Origin of the sequence: Mycolicibacter hiberniae (assembly GCF_010729485.1) — a bacterium.
GTDB classification, from domain to species: domain Bacteria; phylum Actinomycetota; class Actinomycetes; order Mycobacteriales; family Mycobacteriaceae; genus Mycobacterium; species Mycobacterium hiberniae.
The window spans coordinates 815,269-831,957 of sequence record NZ_AP022609.1 but is presented as its reverse complement, the minus strand read 5'-3'; the positions used below and the strand labels follow the sequence as shown (position 1 = coordinate 831,957).

The following is a 16,689-nucleotide window of genomic DNA, read 5'->3' as shown; positions in this document are numbered from 1 at the left end:
GGCTTCTCGTCTTCCTGCCTTCGAAAATGGGTTGTGGGCTCTTGGACCTGGTAGGTCTTGATCAGTCGGGCAAATGCGTCTTGGCGGCCGCGAGGCGTGACGACAGCGTGCCGTCGATCACCTCGTCGCCGACCGAGATGGTCAGCCCGCCCAGCAGCGCCGGGTCGACCCCGGCCTGCACACGGACCGGGTGGCTGTAGATCCGGCTCAGGACCGTCTTCAGCCGGCTGCGCTGGGCGTCACTGAGCTCGGCGGCCGCACCGACCTGCGCCACCAGCTCGCCGCGGCGTGCCACGGCGATCGAGGCCAGCTCGGTGATCGCCTGATGCGCGGACTGGCCACGCAACAGCCGCACCGTCTGCTCGAGCAGCGCTGCGGTGATCGGGTTGACGCCGCTGCCCTCGCCGATGACCTTGCGCAGCAGCCCGACCCGACCGGTGGCCGGGGTCGCGGTGTCGCCGAGCAGGATGTCCAACCGGGGCTGGGCGTCGAGCAGGCGGGAGAACCGGAACAACTGGTCCTCCACCTCGTCGACGGTGCCCGCCCCTTCGGCCGAAAGCAGCAGGGCCTGCCGGGCGACGTGCTCGACCGCGGTGACCAGGTCGGAACCGTGAGACCACCGGGCCGCGGCCGCCTCGGTCACCAGGGTCAGGGCCGGCGCGCCGATCTTGTCGGCGAACAGGCGCTGCACCAGCCGCACCTTCGGTGCGGCGTCGTCCGTCGGCACGCTCAGGTGCCGGGTGACGACGCTTTCGCGCTGGAGCACTTCGGCGACCGCGGACAGGTCACCGGCCAGCGCGGTCAAGCCCTGCTGGTCCAGGCCACCGGCCACCTCGTCGAATTTGCCCAGCAGTCCGGCCAGTGCCTGCCGGCTGGCCGAGCGCATCTGGACCAGGATCGGCGATTCCACCTCGACGGCAGTCGGCGCCATGGCGTCGAGCTCGTCGAGGAACCGGTCGACGGTGGCGGACTGGCGCTGCGGGTCGGCCACATGGGCGCGAACCAGATCGGCGGCCCGCTGCACAGCCTCGTCGCCCAGCTCCGACCGCAACTCACGGATGAGTTGCGCCCGCAACAGGCCGACCTGCTGACCGCCGGAAGCCTTGACGCGTTCCGCCTCGGCACCGGCCTGGCTGCGCAGCTGCTCGGCGATCCGCTCGGCATCCGTGCGGGCTTCGGCGGTGACGCGTTCGGACTCGGTGGCGGCATTGGCCAGCGCCGCGGAGTGCGCCTGGCCGGCTTCGGCCAGGCGGGCGGCGGCCGCTGCCGCCTCCTCCAGCTGCTTGCGCACCGATTCCTGCTGGTCGGCCATCAGCTTGCGCACCGGTGGCACCACGAACTTGACCAGCAGCCACACGATGATCGCAAAGCCGACCAGCTGCCCGATGAAAATCGACATCTCTGTTGCTACCGCCCCGTGCTCGCCGCGGAAAGAGCCTCGACCTCTACGCCGAGGATCCGGCTGGCCAGGGTGGCAGACAGCGTCTCCACCCGGGCCTGCAGCTGCTCATTCACCGCATCGCCTTCTTGCTTCAGTTGGTCGGTGGCGGCTTGCAACTTCGAAGCCACCTCCGCCTCTGCCGCCGACCGCTGCTCCTCGATCACCTTGCGGCCCTCGGCACGAGCGTCATCCCGTGCCGTCGATGCCGCCAAGCGCGCCGCCGCCATCTGCTTCTCGTAGTCGGCGTCGGCGGCCGCGAACTGCTCGGCGGACTCGCGGTTGTCGGCGAGTGTCTTGGTGACCATGTTCTCGCGTTCCCGCAGCACCTTCATGATCGGCGGCACCACGAAGGTACTGATCACGGCCAGCACGATCACGAAGATCGCGAGCACGACGAAGAAGGTGCCGTCGGGAATGAGGAAGCTCTTCTTCTGGCCTTCCTCAGCCGCCTCGCTCATTGCGAGGACAACAACGCTCATGTCACCCATCGTGCGCGTTACTGCTGTGCGGCGATCGGGGTGGCGAAGACGAACAACGCCATGAAGGCCAGGTTGATGAAGTAGGCCGCCTCGACCAGACCAACCGTGATGAAGAACGGGGTGAACAGCCGACCCTGAGCCTCGGGCTGGCGGGCAATTCCGGCGATCAGCGCGTTACCGGCGATACCATCACCGATACCGGCGCCGATGGCGCCACCGCCCATGATGAGACCGCCGCCGATGAGGGCACCGAGTCCGATCAGATTGGGATCTGCCATTTCATTCCTCCTTGCTAGCTGGTAGTGCTCTACCAGGTCTGATGTGGTCCTGCAGGTTGTACTAGTGGTGGTCTTCTTCGAGCTCCATGGCCTGGCTGAAGTACAGGATGGTCAGCAGCGCGAAGATGAACGCCTGGATCAGCCCGACGAACAGGTCGAAGGTCTTCCAGATCGCGTTCGGCGCGACCATGAAGTAGGGCCCGAGCAACGAGATCAAGCTGACCAGGATGCCGCCGGCGAAGATGTTGCCGAACAGACGCAGCGACAGCGAGACCGGCTTGGCGACTTCCTCGACCAGGTTGATCGGCGCCAGGACCGCCACGTGGCCCTTGAGCACCCGCAGCGGGTGGCCGATGAAACCGCGCCGCCAGAAGCCGGCCAGGTGGTAGCCGCAGAACACGAACAGCGCCAGTGCCAGCACGAAGTTGATGTCGGCCGCGGCAGAGGAAAGCAGCTCGTGGACGCCGTGCTCGTCGGCGTACTGCACCGGCAGCACCGACAGCCAGTTGCAGACCAGGATGAAGACGAAGATGGTGACGGCCAGCGGCAGCACGAACGGCGCGACCTTCATCCCGATGGCGCCCTCGATCTGGTTGCGCATCTGAATGGTGATGGCCTCGAAGAACAGCTGCACCCCGCCGGGAACGCCGGTGGATGTGACCTTGGCGCGCAGGAACAGCGCCAGTGCGATCACGATTACCGCGGCGATCGAGGTGGACAGGATGGTGTCGATGTTGACCTCACCGACCAGCGGCCACACCGCGGTCTCGTGGTGGCCGACCTCAATGGCTCCCTCGGCCAGGATCGACTCAGTCATTTGCTGTCCCTTCAGCGCCGGACTCTGACGCTTGCGCGCGGAGCTTTTTTACCACTGGCAGCATGGTGGTCAGCACCAGTACTACCTCGAACAAGGCCAGCCCGAACAGCGCGCCGAGACCCGCCGGCCGGAACTGGTAAGCAATTGCCAGGCCGATCACGCTGATGACCAGCAGACGAGACGCCGAGTTCAGCGCCATCTTCTTCTTCAGCGGATGGTCGGAGGCGGTGATCCGCAGCGCGGAGCGGCGGATCAGCAGGGCGTTGCCCAGACCGAGCGCCAGGCCCAGCCCGAAGAACACCCCGAACATCGGGCTGCCGAACTGAGCGGCCACGGCGATTGCGGCGCCGGTGAGCACCAGACAGATCAGCAGCAGCCGAATCGGCTGGAATACCACCGACGGCAACACCAACGGCGCATCCTGCGCTGGTGTCGTCACCGCTTCACCCCAATCTGAGTCTGCCGTGCGCCAATGTCGTGGCGTCGCCCGCCGAGCGTATCGGATGCCCGAACGCGCTGTGGAACCACCTACAACACCATCCTAGACGGTGCTACTACCGTGTGTCGTAGGGGCCGTCGTCCGAGGCATTGTCCCGGCGTAGCAACGGGATGAGCGTAACGACAACCGCGATCAGCATCGCACCCAGCATCACCGCACCGGTATAGCGCGGGTCGAAGAAGATGGTGCTGGCCGCGCCGAAGGCGACAATCGCCGTCCACAAGTAGATCAGCAAGACCACCCGACGGTCGGAATGGCCGATCTGCAGCAGCCGGTGGTGCAGGTGCATCTTGTCCGGGCTGAAGGGACTGAGACCGGCCCGGGTACGGCGGATGATCGCCAGTGCCACGTCCAGGGCGGGGACACACATCACCGCGGCCACCAGCAAGAACGGCGACAAGAGCGCGAAGACGTCGCGCGCGCCGTAGGCGGTCTGTGAGATCGGCCCCGCCGCGGTGGTCGAGGCCGCGGCCAGCATCAGCCCGATCAGCATCGAACCGGAATCGCCCATGAAGATCTTCGCGGGACTGAAGTTGTGCGGCAGGAAACCCAAGCACGCCCCGGCCAGCACCACCGAGATCAGCGCGGGCGGGTAGAACAGCACGTCACCGCCGTGGTCCTGCAGCACGCCGACGGAGAACATGCAGATGGCCAGTGCGGTGATCAGACCCAGGCCGGCAGCCAGGCCGTCCAGGCCGTCCACGAAGTTCATCGCGTTGACGATCGACACGGTCAGCGCCAGCGTGAGCAGGATGGATGCCACCTGGTCGAGCACCACGGTGCCGACGCCGCCGATGGGGATGTAAAGCACGCTCCAGGCCACCCCCATGGTGACCAGCACGCTGGCCGCGGTGATCTGGCCCGCGAATTTGGTGAGGGCGTCCAAGCCCCATTTGTCGTCGAGCAGACCGATTCCCATGATGACCCCGCCGGCGAGCACCACCGCGGGCATGCCGGTGGAATAGACGAATCCACGGGTCAGTGCCGGCAGCTGCGAGGCCAGGAAGATCCCGGCGACGATGCCGACATACATTGCCAGGCCACCCATGCGCGGCGTCGGCCGTACGTGCACGTCCCGCTCGCGCGGATAGGCGACCGCGCCGATCCGGGTGGCCAGCCAGCGGACCGGGCCGGTGCTGAAGTAGGTGATGATCGCGGCGGTGAGCCCGACCAGCGCCAGCTCACGCAACGGCACACCGGCGCCCCGGTCGGCCAGGGCCAGCAGGCTGGTCACGGTGTCCCCATCAGCTCGTCCGCCTCCAGGCCCAGCACGGCACCGATCTGTTCGGCGGAGATCGGGCCGGGCCGGACGATCCGGGGCGTGGGACCGGTGAGGTCGACGATCGTGGAGGCCTCCCCCTGCTCGGCAGCGCCCGCATCGAGGTAGACCTCGACGGACTCCCCCAGCTGGCGCTGGGCTTCGGCGGCGTCGGCCGCCGGCGGCGAGCCGGAGACGTTGGCACTCGACACCGCCATCGGCCCCACCGCTTTGAGGACCTCCAGCGCCACCGGATGCAGCGGCATGCGCACCATGACGGTGCCGCGGGCCTCGCCGAGGTCCCACTGCAACGACGGCGCCTGCCTGACGATCAGGCTCAACGCGCCCGGCCAGAACGCCCGGATCAGCTCGCGGGCAGTCGCCGGCACGATCAGGGCCAGCCCGTCGATGGAACTCCACGACCCGACCAGCACACCCACCGGCATGTCGCGGCCGCGTCGCTTGGCCGCCAGCAGTGCGGTGACTCCCGCGGCGTTGAAGGCATCGGCGCCGATGCCGTAGACGGTGTCGGTCGGCAGCACCACCAGGCGGCCACCACGCACGGCGTCGATCGCCGCTGCTACGCCGGCCGCACGCCGGTCCGCATCGGCACAGTCGTAAACCTCTGTCATGGTTGGCCGTTCCTGATAGCTGTCACGAACCGGAGCCGTCCGGTGAAGTCCGGCCGCGACACCACCTCGGCGAATCCCCCGGTGTCGCGCACGGTGCGCACCGTGGCCGCCGCCGTGGTGTCGTCATGTTCGACGGCGAACACACCGCCCGGGCGCAGTAACCGCGCGGCAAGGCCGGCCAGCGGGGCGATCACCGACATTCCGTCCGGCCCGCCGAACAACGCATGCGCCGGATCATGCTGGGCCACTTCAGGGTCGAGATCTGCACCGTCGGGAATATAGGGCGGGTTGCTGACCATCAGGTCGACCCGGCCATGCCACTGCGCCAGCAGGCCGGGCGTGGTCACATCGGCGCGAACCAGCTCCACCGGCGTGTCCGCGCAGTTGCGCGCAGCGTAGTTCAGCGCCTCCTCGGAGTCCTCAACCGCAAACACCCGGGCGCTGGGGAAACTGCGGGACAACGCGACTGCCAGTGCTCCTGACCCGGTGCAGGCGTCGACGATCACCGGCGCCGGGCCCAGAGGTTGCGCCGCAACGTGTTTGAGGATCCATTCGAGCATGGCCTCGGTCTCCGGCCGCGGAATGAACACCCCGGGACCGACATGCAGCAGCACCGGTCCGAAGGCAGCGGTCCCGATCAGGTGCTGCAGCGGGATACGGGAGCTGCGCGCGGCGACGAGTTGGCGGTAGCGGCTGAAGAATTCGTCGTCGGGAGATTCCAGCAACGCCAGCCGGCCACGATCGGTGCCCGCCGCGTGGGCGGCGAGTTCTTCGGCGTCGTAGCGGGCGGAGTCGATCCCGACGTCAGCGAAAAGCGCCGCAGCGGAATCGATTGCGTCCCGGAGATCGGACCGAGATCGCCGTCTGCTGCTCATCGCTTCGCTCTGCATCGTCACCGCAGGCTCACGCCGTCCCCTGTAACCGGGATTCCTTATCGGCGGCCGCCAGCGCGTCGAACATCGGGTCGAGATCCCCGTCGAGGACCTGGTCGAGGTTGTGCGCCTTGTAGCCGATGCGGTGATCGGTGATCCGGTTCTCCGGAAAGTTGTAGGTGCGGATGCGCTCGCTGCGGTCCACGGTGCGGATCTGGCTGGCGCGGTCGGCAGAGGCATCCGCCTGCGCCTGCTCCTCGGCGAGCGCCTGCAGGCGGGCCGCCAAGACCTGCAGTGCCCGGGCCTTGTTCTGCAGCTGGGACCGCTCGTTTTGGCAGGTCACCACGATCCCGGTCGGCAGGTGGGTGATGCGCACCGCGGAGTCGGTGGTGTTGACCCCCTGGCCGCCCTTGCCGGAGGACCGGTAGACGTCGATGCGCAGGTCCGACTCGTCGATGGCCACCTCGGCGACTTCTTCGGGCTCGGGATAGACCAGCACCCCGGCGGCCGAGGTGTGCACGCGGCCCTGCGACTCGGTCACCGGGACGCGCTGAACGCGGTGTACGCCGCCCTCGAACTTCATCCGCGACCACACGCCGTCGGGGCTGTCGCCCTTGCTGGCGATGGTCAGCGTGGCGTCCTTGTAGCCGCCGAGGTCTGAGGTGGTCTCGTCGAGGACCGTCACCTTCCAGCCGTGCCGTTCGGCATAGCGGATGTACATCCGGGCCAGATCGGCGGCGAACAGGGCCGATTCCTCGCCGCCTTCGCCGGACTTGACCTCCAGCACGATGTCGTCGGCGTCATGCGGGTCGCGGGGCGCCAGCATGTCGGTGAGTGCGGTGTCCAGCTCGGCGACGCGGGCTTCCAGATCGGGGATCTCGGCGGCGAACGACGCGTCGTCGGCGGCCAGTTCCCGGGCGGCCTCCAAGTCGCCGCGGGCGGACTCGAGCTTGCGGTGGGTGGCGATGATGGGAGCGAGCTGGGCAAATCGCCGCCCCGCCCGCCGCGCCTCGGCCGGATCGTTGTGCAGTTCGGGGTCCGACAGCTGCGTTTCCAGGGCGGCGTGCTCGGCAAGCAGGGCGTCGATCCCCTGAACACTGTGGGTCATCTCACCTCCATCCCCAAACGCAAGCCGACGCCCGGGTGACGTGCTGGCACGTTCCGGGCGTCGGTGTGGGAACTACTTGTCGTCGGCTGCTTCTGCTGCGGCACCGGCCTTGCGCTTGCCGTAGCGCTTCTCGAAGCGCGCGACCCGGCCGCCGCTGTCCAGAATCTTCTGCTTGCCGGTGTAGAACGGGTGGCACTGCGAGCAGACCTCGACCACGATGTGGCCGCTCTCCTTGGTGCTGCGGGTGGTGAAGGTGTTGCCGCAACCGCAGACCACGGTGGTCTCGACGTAGGCAGGGTGAATGCCAGTTTTCATGGTGTCCTCTTCGATCGTGGGTCGCCGGGTCGCCCGCCTCAGTGGCGGACGTGAACCGGAACCTGAGGTTTTCGATTATGCCAGCTACGCTGTCGACCCCCAAAACGCCGGGAGCGGTCACCGTATTCCGCCGGGATCACCCGCTGGGCGGGTGGGCCCGCTGCGGTCAGTCGTTGTCCATTCCCGGGGTGGTCTTGGAGACCTGTACCAGGAATTCGTAGTTGTTCTTGGTCTTGCGCAGCTGGCTCATCAGCAGGTCGATGGCCTGGTGCGAATCCAGGCCGGACAGCAGCCGGCGCAGCTTGTGCACGATCGCGAACTCGTCCGGCGAGAGCAGCAGCTCATCCTTGCGGGTGCCGGACGGGTTGACGTCGACCGCCGGGAACACCCGGCGCTCGGCGATCTTGCGGTCCAGCTTGAGCTCGGCGTTGCCGGTGCCCTTGAACTCTTCGAAGATCACCGTGTCGCCGGTGGAGCCGGTCTCCACCATCGCGGTGGCGATGATGGTCAGCGAGCCGCCGTCCTCGATGTTGCGGGCCGCGCCCAGGAACCGCTTGGGCGGGTAGAGCGCGGTGGAGTCCACACCACCGGACAGGATGCGGCCCGACGCCGGCGAGGCGTTGTTGTAGGCACGACCCAGCCGGGTGATCGAGTCCAGCAGCACGACGACGTCCTTGCCCTGCTCGACCAGGCGCTTGGCCCGCTCGATGGCCAGTTCGGCGGCCTGGGTGTGGTCTGACGGCGGCCGGTCGAAGGTCGAGGCGATGACCTCGCCCTTGACCGAGCGCTGCATGTCGGTGACTTCTTCGGGCCGCTCGTCGACCAGCACCACCATCAGGTGGCACTCCGGGTTGTTGCGGGTGATCGCGTTGGCGATGTCCTGCATGATCGTGGTCTTACCAGCCTTGGGCGGCGACACGATCAGCGCGCGCTGCCCCTTGCCGATCGGCATGATCAGGTCGATGACGCGGGGGGTCAGCTTGTCCGGCGTGGTCTCCAGCCGCAGCCGCTGGTTGGGGTACAGCGGGGTCAGCTTGGAGAACTCGGGACGGTTGCGGGCGTCCTCGACCGGGCCGCCGTTGACCGAGTCCAGCCGCACCAGCGGGTTGAACTTCTGCCGCTGGTTTTGCTGGTCGCCGTCGCGGGGAATCCGCACCGCGCCGGTCACCGCGTCACCGCGACGCAGCCCGTTCTTGCGGACCATGTTCATCGAGACGTAGACGTCGTTGGGCCCGGCCAGGTAGCCGGAGGTACGCACGAACGCGTAGTTGTCCAGCACGTCGAGAATGCCGGCGACCGGCTGCACGACGTCGTCATCGCGCAGTTCGGAGTCGCTCCCGGCACCGCCCTCGCTGCCGCGTTCGCCACGCCGACGCCGGTCCCGGAAGCGCCGACCGCGTCGGCCGCCGCGCCCGTCGTCGTCGTCGCCGCGGTTGGCGGAATCGCCCTGGTCGTCGTTCTTGGCCTGCGCGCCGTCCTCGGCCTTGGCGCCCGCACGCTCGCGCCGCTCACCGGACTGCTCGGGCTTGTCGGACCTGTCTGCCCTGTCCTCGGTGCGGCGCTGCCTGCGCGACCCGCCCGGGGCGTCGCCGTCGCCGGCCTTGTCCTGCTCGGCGGGCTTGTCGGCCGCAGCGGCCTTGTCCTGCTCGGCGGCCTTGTCCTGCTCGGCGGGCTTGCCCTGCTCGGCGGGCTTGTCCTGCTCGGCGGGCTTGTCCTGCTCGGCGGGCTTGTCCGCCGCAGCGGCGTTGTCCTGCTCGGCGGGCTTGTCGGCCGCTGCGGCGTCGGCCGCGGGCGCACCGGTCGCCCGATTGGCGCCACGGCGCTCGTGCCGCGGCCGTGCTGCGGGGGCGTCGCCCTCAGCAGCATCAGTGGCCGCGGCAGGTTCGGCGCCGTTGGCCACGCCGGTCGCGGACGGCTCGGCGCTGGGCTCGGAGTTCGATGCTTGGCCGCCGTTGGCGCCCGCCTCGCGAATCGCAGCGATCAGTTCGCTCTTGCGCATCCCGGAAGAGCCCTTGACGCCGACGCGGTTGGCCAGCGCCCGCAGTTCCGGCAGCACCATCGAAGACAGTGCGCCATCGGCAACGGCGGTCGCGGCGCCCCGCGCGGGCGCCGAAGCGCTCTCAGCCGGGGCGGACGGTGCGGCCTCGCCGCTGTCAGCGGCTACATCCTGGCTGGTCACAGCAGTGATCGGGGGGGTCGGCACCGATTCCTGGTCGGTGCTGCCTTCAGCCGCGAAGAGGTCCGTTTCTGTCACGGATTTCCTTTCTTCCCTCGGCGGTTTCCTCACGCGAGGGGCTTAGTTGCATTCAGCGGACCCGCCGAGTGCTTGTCACCGTCGAATGTGTAACGGTGTTGCCCGTATCGACGGCGTCGTAACACACACCGTCAGCTACGGGAAGAATTTGGTGGCATCCCGGTTGACATCGCAGTCTGATTCAGGTGCTGATGCCGCGAATGCGGGACGGAACCGAGGATAGCCCGCTTCTGTGCTGGACGCAACAGATACCTCGGCGCGCCTCAACCCGGTACCGCCACCCCGGAGTTCCAGGTGACCGCCTCGCCAACCGGCATCTCGGCGATGTGGAATGCCCTGGCCTCGTCGGACTCGAGCACTTCGGCCGGCAGTTGAGGCGCCGTCGTCAGGGCGATCACCGCGGGTCCGGCACCCGAGAGCACGGCGGCGATGCCGTGCCTGCGCAGCAACTGCAGCAACGCCGCGGACCCCGGCTGCGCGGCGGCCCGCTGCGGCTGGTGCAGGACGTCCTCGGTGGCCGCCAGCAGCAGATCAGGGCGCTCGGTCAGCGCCACCACGAGCAGCGCGGCGCGGCTGACGTTGAACCGGGCATCGTGGTGGCTGACCTGCTCGGGCAGCAGTGCTCGGGTCTCGGCGGTCGACGAGCGCAGTTGCGGTATCGCGGGGAACAGATGGATGTCGGGATGCAGCCGCAGCGCGGCCGCCGCATAGGCGGCACCGCCGTCGGGCCTGCACTCGGTCCAGGAGACCACCGCACCGCCCAGTACGGCGGCCGCGGCGTTGTCCGGGTGCCCCTCGAACTCCGATGCCAGCTGGATCAATTGCGCCTGGGTCAGGCAACGCTGATCCACTTGCGCGACAAGGCCGTTGACCACGGCAAGCCCGCCGACCACCGCGGCTGCCGACGAGCCCAGGCCGCGCTGGTGCGGGATGGCATTACGGCAGTGCACCACCAACCCGGGCGCCTGCACCCCGGCTTCGCGCAGTCCGCGCATGATGCCTTGCACCACAAGGTGATCCGAAGTCAGTGGCACCTGGCCGGCACCCTCGCCCTCGACCCGCACCACCAGACCGGACTCGACCGTCTCGACGATCACCTCGTCGTAGAGGCCCAGCGCCAGGCCCAGAGAGTCGAACCCGGGACCCAGGTTGGCGCTCGACGCCGCCACCGCAACGCTGGCCGTCAACCCGATCGGCAACACCTGGACCACTAGGCCAGTCCCAATTCAGCGACCACCGCGGCCGCGTCGACGGGAACAGCGGTCACCTCGGGCATGCCCTTGAGCGCGGTGTCGGGGTCCTTGAGCCCGTTGCCGGTCACGGTGCACACCACCGTCGAACCGGGAGCCACCCAACCGTCCTCCACCGACTTGAGCAGGCCGGCGATGCTGGCGGCCGAGGCCGGCTCGACGAACACGCCTTCGGTCTGAGCCACCAGGTGGTAGGCGGCCAGGATCTCCTCGTCGGTGGCGGCCAGAAAGCGCCCACCGGAATCCTGCTGCGCCTCCACGGCCTGCGTCCAGGACGCCGGCGAGCCGATCCGGATCGCGGTGGCGATGGTCTCCGGGTTGGCCACCGGCTCACCCAGCACCAGCGGCGCCGCCCCGGCGGCCTGGGTGCCCAGCATCTTCGGCAGCTTCTCGGTCAGGCCGTCGGCGTGGTATTCGCGGTAGCCCTTCCAGTACGCGGTGATGTTGCCGGCGTTGCCGACGGGCAGCGAATGGATGTCGGGTGCGGTGCCCAATGCATCGACGATCTCGAAAGCCGCGGTCTTCTGGCCCTCGATGCGCACCGGGTTCACCGAGTTCACCAGCGAGATGGTGGGAAAGTCGGTGGCCATCTTGCGGGCCAGTTCCAGGCAGTCGTCGAAGTTGCCGTCGATCTGAATGATCTTGGCGCCGTGCATGACTGCCTGCGCCAGCTTGCCCATGGCGATCTTGCCCTGCGGGATCAGCACGGCGCAGGTGATGCCGGCGCGCGCCGCGTAGGCCGCCGCCGAGGCCGAGGTGTTTCCGGTCGAGGCGCACAGCACCGCCTGCTGGCCGCGGGCCACCGCGTCGGTGACCGCCATCGTCATCCCCCGGTCCTTGAACGAACCGGTCGGGTTGAGGCCTTCGACCTTGAGGTGCACCGTGCAGCCGGTCTGCTCGGAGATCCGCTTGGCGTGGATCAGCGGGGTGCCGCCCTCGTGCAGGGTGATCGGCGTCCAGTCGTCGCCGATGGGGAGCCGATCGCGGTAGGCGCCGATCAAGCCGGGCCAGGGTCGATGAATCGGGGTCCGGGTGGAGCTCACTGGTCTGTTCCTTCCAGTCTCAGCACACTGGCGATCCGCTGGACTGCGTCCAGGCCCGCAAGCGCCGCAACAGTTTTCGACAAAGCCGACTCGGCGGCTCGGTGGGTGACCACCACGATACGAGCACCCACCAGCTGGCCTTCGCCGTCGGCGACGCCTTCCTGGCGCACCTCGGCGATGCTCACCCCGTGCGCGGCGAACTCGGCGGCCACCGTGGACAGCACGCCCGGCTTGTCGGCCACGTCCATGCTCACGTAGTAGCGGGTGGCGACGTCGCCGATCGGCGCAATGGCCAGCTGGGCGTACTTGGACTCGCGGGGGCCGCGACCGCCCTGCACCCGGTTACGCGCCGCCATCACCAGGTCTCCGGTGACCGCCGACGCCGTCGGAGCACCCCCGGCGCCCTGGCCGTAGAACATCAGCCGCCCGGCCGCCTCAGCCTCGACCACCACCGCGTTGAAGGCGCCGTTGACGCTGGCCAGCGGGTGGGTCAGGGGAACCAGCGCCGGGTAAACGCGGGCCGAAACCCGCTGCTGGCCATCGGGTGTGGTGATGCGCTCGCAGATCGCCAGCAGCTTGATCGTGCAGCCCAGGGCCCGCGCGGTGGTGAAGTCCGCCGGGCTGATGCTGGTGATGCCCTCGCGGTAGACGTCGTCGGCGGTGACGCGGGTGTGGAAGGCGATCGACGCCAGGATCGCGGCCTTGGCAGCGGCGTCGTAGCCCTCGACGTCGGCTGTCGGGTCGGCCTCGGCGTAGCCGAGCGCGCTCGCGTCGGCCAGCGCGCTGGTGTAGTCGGCGCCGGTGGAGTCCATCTCGGACAGGATGTAGTTGGTGGTGCCGTTGACGATGCCGGCCACCCGCAGCACGGTGTCCCCGGCCAGTGACTGGGTCAGTGGGCGGATGACCGGGATCGCGCCGGCGACGCTGGCTTCGAAGTACAGATCCACCAGCGCGTTCTCGGCGGCCTCGGCCAGCTCGCCGGTGGAGCGCGACAGCAGGGCCTTGTTGGCGGTGACGACGGACTTGCCGTGCGCGATCGCCGACAGGATCGCCTTGCGGGCGGGCTCGACCGGGCCCATCAGCTCCACGACGATGTCGACGTCGCTGCGCGAGACCAGGCTGTCGATGTCGTCGGTGAGCAACTCCACCGGGACACCGCGGTCAGCCGAAACACGGCGCACCCCGACGCCGCGCAGCACCAACGGCGCCCCGATGCGGGCCGCCAGGTCGTCGGCGCTGGCTTCGAGGATGCGGACCACCTCGCTGCCGACGTTGCCCAGACCGAGTACGGCCACCCCGATGGGGGCCCCGGATACCTGCGAACCGGACACTTCTACCCCACCTCCAGGCTGATCAGGTCTTCGACAGTCTCCCGGCGCAGCATAAGGCGAGCTTTTCCGTCGCGTACCGCCACTACTGCCGGCCGGGTGAGCAGGTTGTACCGGCTCGACATCGAGTAACAGTAGGCGCCCGTTGCGGCCACGGCGACCAGGTCGCCGGGAACCAGGCCGCGGGGCACCCAGGTGTCGCGGACGATGATATCGCCGCTTTCACAGTGCTTGCCGACGATGCGCGCCACCTCGGGTTCAGCGTCGGCACCGTCGAGAGTCCGCGACACCAGCCGCACGTCGTAATGCGCGTCATAAAGCGCCGGGCGGATGTTGTCGCTCATACCGCCGTCGACGCTGACGTAGCGGCGGTGCGCGGTGGCGCTGATGTCGACGTCTTTGACGGTGCCCACCTCATAGAGCGTCACGGTGCCCGGCCCGGCGATGGCCCGGCCGGGTTCGACGACCAGCTGGGGGGCGGGCAGGCCCACCGCCGCGGACTCGTCGCGCACGATCGCGGCCAGCTTGGCGGCCAGCTCGGCCATCGGCGGCGGGTCGTCCTGTGGCAGGTAGGAGATGCCCAGTCCCCCGCCCAAATCGATCACCGACAGCTGCGCGGTCTTGTCGACGCCGAATTCGGCGACCACATCGCGCAGCAGCCCGATGACCCGGTGGGCGGCCAGCTCGAAACCGGCGACGTCGAAGATCTGCGAGCCGATGTGGCTGTGCAGGCCGATCAGCCGCAGATGCTCGGCGGCGAACACCCGCCGGATGGCCTCCATCGCCGCGCCGCTGGCCAGCGAGAGCCCGAACTTCTGGTCTTCGTGCGCGGTCGAGATGAACTCGTGGGTGTGGGCCTCCACGCCGACGGTGACCCGCACCAGCACGTCTTGCACCACACTGGCCGCCGCGGCGACCGAGTCGAGGCGTTCGATCTCGATCAGCGAGTCGAGCACGATGTGGCCGACGCCGGCCTTGACCGCAGTGGTCAGTTCCTCAACAGATTTGTTGTTGCCGTGCAGGGTGATTCGCTGCGCGGGGAAACCGGCGTGCAGAGCGACGGCCAGCTCGCCGCCGGTCGCGACGTCGAGGCACAGGCCCTCGTGGTCGATCCAGCGCGCGATCTCGCTGCACAGAAAGGCTTTGGCGGCGTAGTGCACGTGCTCGCCGCCGCCGAACGCGTCGGCGATCTCGCGGCAGCGGCCCCGGAAATCGTCCTCGTCGATGACGAACAGCGGGGTGCCGTACTCGGCGGCCAGGTCGGTCAGTTTCACACCGGCGATCCGCGTCACGCCGTCGTCGTCGCGAACGGTGTTGCGGGGCCAGACGTTCGGCGCCAGCTCCAGCAGTTGCTGCGGGCTCTGCGGCCGCGGCGGCAGGCCGTCGGGCTGGATCGCTTCGGCGTGGCGGGGGCCGGCGGGGTGGACGTTCACATCCGCTCCGGTGCGCTCACGCCCAGGATGCCCAGCCCGTTGGCGATCACCTGGCGGGTGGCCTGACACAGCGCCAGGCGCGCGACGTGCAGATCCGTGGGTTCTTCGTCGCCCTGCGGCAGCACCCGGCAGCTGTCGTAGAAACGGTGGTAGTCGCCGGCGAGGTCTTCGAGGTACCGGCACACCCGGTGCGGCTCACGCAGCGCGGCAGCGGTTTCCAACACCCGGGGGAACTCGCCCAGGTTGCGGATCAGCGCGCCTTCCTTGTCGTGGTTCAGCAGTCCGAGGTTGGCGGTGCTCGGGACCAGGCCCAGTTCGGCGGCGTTGCGGGCCAGCGCGCAGAGCCGGGCGTGCGCGTATTGCACGTAGTAGACCGGGTTTTCGTTGCTCGCCGAGGACCACAGCTGAAGGTCGATGTCGATGGGCGTGTCCACCGAGGAGCGGGTCAGGCTGTAGCGCGCGGCGTCCACGCCGATGGCCTCGACCAGGTCGTCCAGGGTGATCACCGTGCCGGCGCGCTTGCTCATCTTGACCGGCTGGCCGTCGCGCACCAGGTTGACCATCTGTCCGATGAGCACCTCGACCGTTGCCGGGTCGTCGCCGAAGGCCGCCGCAGCCGCCTTGAGCCGGGCGATGTAGCCGTGGTGGTCGGCGCCGAGCATGTAGATGCACAGGTTGAAGCCGCGTTCGCGCTTGTCCAGGTAGTAGGCCAGGTCCCCGGCGATGTAGGCGGGCTTGCCGTCGCTCTTGATCACGACGCGGTCTTTGTCGTCGCCGTAGGAACTGGTGCGCAGCCAGGTGGCACCGTCCTTTTCGTAGATGTTGCCTTCTGTGCGCAGCCGCGCGATGGCCTGCTCGACCCGCCCGGAGGTGTGCATCGAGTCTTCGTGGGTGAACACGTCGAAGTCGGTGCCGAACTCGTGCAGCGAGGCCTTGATGTGGGTGAACATCAGGTCGACGCCGATCGCGCGGAACGTCTCCTGGGCATCCGGGCTGTTCAGCGCGTCCGGGGCCTGGGCCTGGATTTGAGCCGCGATATCAGTGATGTAGGCGCCGGCGTAGCCGTCCTCGGGGGCGGGCTCGCCCTTGGCCGCGGCGATCAGCGAGTTGGCGAACCGGTCGATCTGGGCGCCGTGATCGTTGAAGTAGTACTCGCGGGTCACCGCGGCGCCCTGGGTGCTCAGCAGCCGGCCCAGCGCGTCACCGACCGCGGCCCAGCGGGTGCCGCCGATGTGGATGGGGCCGGTGGGGTTGGCCGAGACGAACTCGAGGTTGACGTTGAGGTCGGCGAACTCGCGGGAATGGCCGTAGTCGGCGCCCGCGGCGACGATGTTGGCCACCACGGCGCCCTGCGCCGAGGCCTCGATGCGCAGGTTCACAAACCCCGGGCCGGCGACCTCGGCCGCGGCGATCCCGTCGGCCTGCTCCAGCGCCTGCGCCAGCCAGCCGGCCAGCTCACGCGGGTTGGCGCCCACCTTCTTGCCCAGCTGAAGGGCCAGGTTGGTGGCGTAGTCACCGTGTTCGGGGTTGCGCGGCCGCTCGACCGTCACCGTCGCGGGCAGCGCGGCGGTGTCCAGGTCGTGCTCGGCCAGCACCGCGGCAGCGGTGGTTTTGAGCAATTCGGCCAGATCGGCGGGGGTCACGAGGCCCCATCCTATGGTCTGTCGTGGTCAGGCCCCGAA

Annotated in this window: 16 protein-coding genes; all 16 read right to left on the bottom strand. The window is 68.7% G+C overall.

The window, feature by feature from the left end:
* Window positions 1–61: 61 nt before the first annotated feature.
* The gene (locus tag G6N14_RS03970) at window positions 62–1,399 is read right to left on the bottom strand and encodes a F0F1 ATP synthase subunit B/delta (protein ID WP_085133780.1); all 1,338 of its coding nucleotides are present in this window, start codon (window positions 1,397–1,399) and stop codon (window positions 62–64) included.
* 8 nt (window positions 1,400–1,407) lie between these two features.
* Window positions 1,408–1,929 carry a F0F1 ATP synthase subunit B gene (locus G6N14_RS03965; protein ID WP_085133779.1) on the bottom strand — a complete coding sequence of 174 codons (522 nt, stop codon included), beginning with the start codon at window positions 1,927–1,929 and terminating at the stop codon, window positions 1,408–1,410.
* 8 nt (window positions 1,930–1,937) lie between these two features.
* On the bottom strand, window positions 1,938–2,198 hold the full coding sequence (locus G6N14_RS03960) for a F0F1 ATP synthase subunit C (RefSeq protein ID WP_019735417.1): 261 nt from the start codon (window positions 2,196–2,198) through the stop codon (window positions 1,938–1,940).
* A gap of 61 nt (window positions 2,199–2,259) precedes the next feature.
* On the bottom strand, window positions 2,260–3,015 hold the full coding sequence (gene atpB / locus G6N14_RS03955; RefSeq protein ID WP_085133778.1) for a F0F1 ATP synthase subunit A: 756 nt from the start codon (window positions 3,013–3,015) through the stop codon (window positions 2,260–2,262).
* Window positions 3,008–3,454 carry an ATP synthase subunit I gene (locus G6N14_RS03950; RefSeq protein WP_085133777.1) on the bottom strand — a complete coding sequence of 149 codons (447 nt, stop codon included), beginning with the start codon at window positions 3,452–3,454 and terminating at the stop codon, window positions 3,008–3,010. Before G6N14_RS03950 ends, atpB begins: the two co-directional genes overlap by 8 nt.
* Before the next feature lie 115 nt (window positions 3,455–3,569).
* Window positions 3,570–4,748: a glycosyltransferase family 4 protein gene (locus tag G6N14_RS03945; protein ID WP_085133776.1), complete on the bottom strand. Its 1,179-nt coding sequence runs from the start codon at window positions 4,746–4,748 to the stop codon at window positions 3,570–3,572.
* Window positions 4,745–5,404 (bottom strand): L-threonylcarbamoyladenylate synthase, encoded by a 660-nt coding sequence (locus G6N14_RS03940; protein ID WP_085133775.1) that lies wholly within the window; start codon window positions 5,402–5,404, stop codon window positions 4,745–4,747. Before G6N14_RS03940 ends, G6N14_RS03945 begins: the two co-directional genes overlap by 4 nt.
* Window positions 5,401–6,294: a peptide chain release factor N(5)-glutamine methyltransferase gene (prmC, locus tag G6N14_RS03935; RefSeq protein WP_234808755.1), complete on the bottom strand. Its 894-nt coding sequence runs from the start codon at window positions 6,292–6,294 to the stop codon at window positions 5,401–5,403. The genes G6N14_RS03940 and prmC overlap by 4 nt, the downstream gene beginning before the upstream one ends.
* A 13-nt stretch (window positions 6,295–6,307) precedes the next feature.
* Window positions 6,308–7,384, bottom strand: a complete 1,077-nt coding sequence (gene prfA / locus G6N14_RS03930) for a peptide chain release factor 1 (protein WP_085133774.1) — start codon at window positions 7,382–7,384, stop codon at window positions 6,308–6,310.
* A 72-nt stretch (window positions 7,385–7,456) separates the two neighbouring features.
* On the bottom strand, window positions 7,457–7,699 hold the full coding sequence (gene rpmE, locus G6N14_RS03925) for a 50S ribosomal protein L31 (RefSeq protein ID WP_085133773.1): 243 nt from the start codon (window positions 7,697–7,699) through the stop codon (window positions 7,457–7,459).
* A gap of 166 nt (window positions 7,700–7,865) precedes the next feature.
* A complete protein-coding gene (gene rho / locus G6N14_RS03920) occupies window positions 7,866–9,953 on the bottom strand; it encodes a transcription termination factor Rho (RefSeq protein ID WP_085133772.1) in 2,088 nt (695 codons plus the stop codon).
* 263 nt (window positions 9,954–10,216) lie between these two features.
* Window positions 10,217–11,164 (bottom strand): homoserine kinase, encoded by a 948-nt coding sequence (gene thrB / locus G6N14_RS03915; protein WP_085133771.1) that lies wholly within the window; start codon window positions 11,162–11,164, stop codon window positions 10,217–10,219.
* Window positions 11,164–12,246: a threonine synthase gene (gene thrC, locus G6N14_RS03910; protein ID WP_085133770.1), complete on the bottom strand. Its 1,083-nt coding sequence runs from the start codon at window positions 12,244–12,246 to the stop codon at window positions 11,164–11,166. The genes thrB and thrC overlap by 1 nt, the downstream gene beginning before the upstream one ends.
* A complete protein-coding gene (locus G6N14_RS03905; protein WP_085128489.1) occupies window positions 12,243–13,577 on the bottom strand; it encodes a homoserine dehydrogenase in 1,335 nt (444 codons plus the stop codon). The genes thrC and G6N14_RS03905 overlap by 4 nt, the downstream gene beginning before the upstream one ends.
* A 2-nt stretch (window positions 13,578–13,579) precedes the next feature.
* A complete protein-coding gene (gene lysA, locus G6N14_RS03900; protein WP_085133769.1) occupies window positions 13,580–15,007 on the bottom strand; it encodes a diaminopimelate decarboxylase in 1,428 nt (475 codons plus the stop codon).
* Window positions 15,004–16,650, bottom strand: coding sequence for an arginine--tRNA ligase (gene argS / locus G6N14_RS03895; protein ID WP_085133768.1), 1,647 nt, complete (start codon window positions 16,648–16,650; stop codon window positions 15,004–15,006). Before argS ends, lysA begins: the two co-directional genes overlap by 4 nt.
* Window positions 16,651–16,689 lie beyond the last annotated feature (39 nt).

Excerpts from the sequence above, each read along its gene's own strand:
- G6N14_RS03970 (WP_085133780.1), bottom strand. The coding sequence starts at position 1,399 with ATGTCGATTTTCATCGGGCAGCTGGTCGGCTTTGCGATCATCGTGTGG.
- G6N14_RS03965 (WP_085133779.1), bottom strand. The coding sequence starts at position 1,929 with ATGGGTGACATGAGCGTTGTTGTCCTCGCAATGAGCGAGGCGGCTGAG.
- G6N14_RS03960 (WP_019735417.1), bottom strand. The coding sequence starts at position 2,198 with ATGGCAGATCCCAATCTGATCGGACTCGGTGCCCTCATCGGCGGCGGT.
- atpB (WP_085133778.1), bottom strand. The coding sequence starts at position 3,015 with ATGACTGAGTCGATCCTGGCCGAGGGAGCCATTGAGGTCGGCCACCAC.
- G6N14_RS03940 (WP_085133775.1), bottom strand. The coding sequence starts at position 5,404 with ATGACAGAGGTTTACGACTGTGCCGATGCGGACCGGCGTGCGGCCGGC.
- prmC (WP_234808755.1), bottom strand. The coding sequence starts at position 6,294 with ATGCAGAGCGAAGCGATGAGCAGCAGACGGCGATCTCGGTCCGATCTC.
- prfA (WP_085133774.1), bottom strand. The coding sequence starts at position 7,384 with ATGACCCACAGTGTTCAGGGGATCGACGCCCTGCTTGCCGAGCACGCC.
- rpmE (WP_085133773.1), bottom strand. The coding sequence starts at position 7,699 with ATGAAAACTGGCATTCACCCTGCCTACGTCGAGACCACCGTGGTCTGC.